Source organism: Arthrobacter sp. TS-15 (assembly GCF_006964045.1).
Classification (GTDB): Bacteria; Actinomycetota; Actinomycetes; order Actinomycetales; family Micrococcaceae; genus Arthrobacter.
This window is the reverse complement of the sequence record NZ_SDXQ01000023.1, coordinates 1-2,062: the sequence shown is the minus strand read 5'-3', so window position 1 is coordinate 2,062 and position 2,062 is coordinate 1. Positions and strand designations below refer to the sequence as shown.

Genomic DNA, 2,062 nt, shown 5'->3' with positions numbered 1-2,062 from the left:
ATCGGGGACCAGTTCATCCCCATGCCCGTCCGGCCAACGCTCTCTCACATCCCACGCCGTGGGTGACGCCACCGTGCGTCCTCAACACTGGCCCCGGTGATTGACTAGACTCAAAGCATGCCCGAGGAGAAGAACGCCGCCGTGGTCGCAGATGCCTTGGTGCAGCAGGACGCCGTACAGAGGGACGCGGCCAAAAAGGACATGGCGCGGAAGTACGCTGGCGAGGCCGCTTTTTTCGATGTCGACAATACGTTGATGAAAGGTGCCAGCCTCTTCCACGTGGCTCGCAAAATGTATGAGCGCAAAGCGTTCACTCTTTCGCAGGCCGCCGGATTCGCCTGGAAGCAATTCAAGTTCGTCATGCGCGGCGAGAACATGGAAGATGTCCATTCGGTGCGTGACTCCGCGCTGACACTTGCTGCGGGCATTACGGTCGAGGACATCAAGGCCTTGGGCGAAGAGGTTTACGACGAAATGATCGAGTCGCGGATCTGGCCCGGAACCAAGGCGCTGGCCGACCAACACCTCCGGGTGGGCCGTAAAGTGTGGCTCGTGACTGCCACGCCCATCGAAGTGGCCACAGTCATCTCCACCCGGCTCGGTCTGACCGGCGCCCTGGGCACCGTGGGCGAGGTGGACGACGGCGTGTACACGGGGAAGCTTGTAGGCGACATCCTGCACGGACCTGCCAAGGCGATCGCTGTCCAAATCGTTGCAGATCGCGAAGGGCTGGACCTGGACCATTGCTGGGCTTACAGCGACTCCGCCAATGACATTCCCTTGCTCACCATGGTGGGACATCCAGTGGTCATCAACCCGGATGCAAAGCTGCGCCGGCATGCGCGTGAAAACAATTGGCCCGTTTACGATTTCCGTTCCGGACGCCGCGCCGCAACATTCGGCCTCAAAGCCGCGACCGTCGGCGGAGCCGTCTACGGTCTATGGCGCGGATTCGCGAAATTCCGCGGCCCCCACGTCTAACGCTCTCTCACATCACGCGCGCCTAATCCCAGCGCTCCCTCACATCACGCGCGGGCCTCACACAGCCTGTGGATAACTTCCGGTGCCTTCAACGTATCTGGGCAAGAATGCCGGTATGAAGAACTTCACGCCGATTCCTCCGCAACTGACGGTTGCACCCTTCACTCTCGACGAGGCCGAGGTTGCGGGCCTCAAGCGATCGCACCTAAGGAACCGAACCAAGATTGATGGCGTTAGCCGAGGTGTTTATCGACCTTCCGACTGGAATTTCGACCTGTCAGCGGCTGCAAGAGCGCTCTCAGCTGCAACTCCTGGCGCTTGGATTTCACATGTAACGGCCGCGAGGCTACATGGATCCTGTCTTCCGCCTTGGTTGTCGGACTCCAACGAATTGCATCTCAGCAAGCCGAGGCATCTCCCTTCAGTTCGGCGCAAGGGAGTGATCGGGCACACGGTAGTCGCCTCCGAGGACGAGATCGAGTTTGTCCGTGGCATCTGGATCAGCACTCGATCGCGGACTTGGTTGGATCTCGCAAGACGCCTTCCGGTCCCCGACCTCGTCTGCATGGGCGACGAACTCATCCGAACTCCCAGGCTGGAGTTCGAAGAACGCGATACACCATTCACTACACTTGAGGCGCTCCGCAAAATGGTGGATAGGCACAAGAATCTGCAGGGTGTGGTTCGGGCAAGAGAAGCACTCGACCTCATGCGCGTGGGCGCCGACTCCGCACCCGAGTCGCTACTCCGCTTGGCGATGCTGGACGCTGGTATTCCCGAACCGGAGCTGCAGGTACAGCTCCGGCCGGGCGACCCGTTCTCCCCGTCCGCGGACCTGGGCTTCCGCGATCGGCGAGTAGCGATACAGTACGACGGCGGCCATCACCTTGAGCAGGAACAGATATTTAGCGACCGGCGACGCGACAAAGCATTCGAAGCAGCAGGTTGGACGGTCCTCAAGTTCGGAAAAGATGACCTGGCGGACCATTCTTCATCAGCCATTGGGAAGATTAAACGCGCTCTGAGATCAGCCTGGCAGGATCCCGCCGTCAGCTCAGGCTTGCGGCCGTATGGTTTTCTG

Annotated in this window: 2 protein-coding genes; both read left to right on the top strand. The window is 60.2% G+C overall.

The genetic code is table 11. The features are described from left to right. Positions 1–117 precede the first annotated feature (117 nt). Positions 118–981 carry an HAD family hydrolase gene (locus EU811_RS08735; RefSeq protein WP_142938092.1) on the top strand — a complete coding sequence of 288 codons (864 nt, stop codon included), beginning with the start codon at positions 118–120 and terminating at the stop codon, positions 979–981. A gap of 115 nt (positions 982–1,096) precedes the next feature. Continuing rightward, positions 1,097–2,062 (top strand): DUF559 domain-containing protein (locus EU811_RS08730; RefSeq protein ID WP_142938091.1); only part of this gene is annotated, 966 nt, incomplete at its 3' end.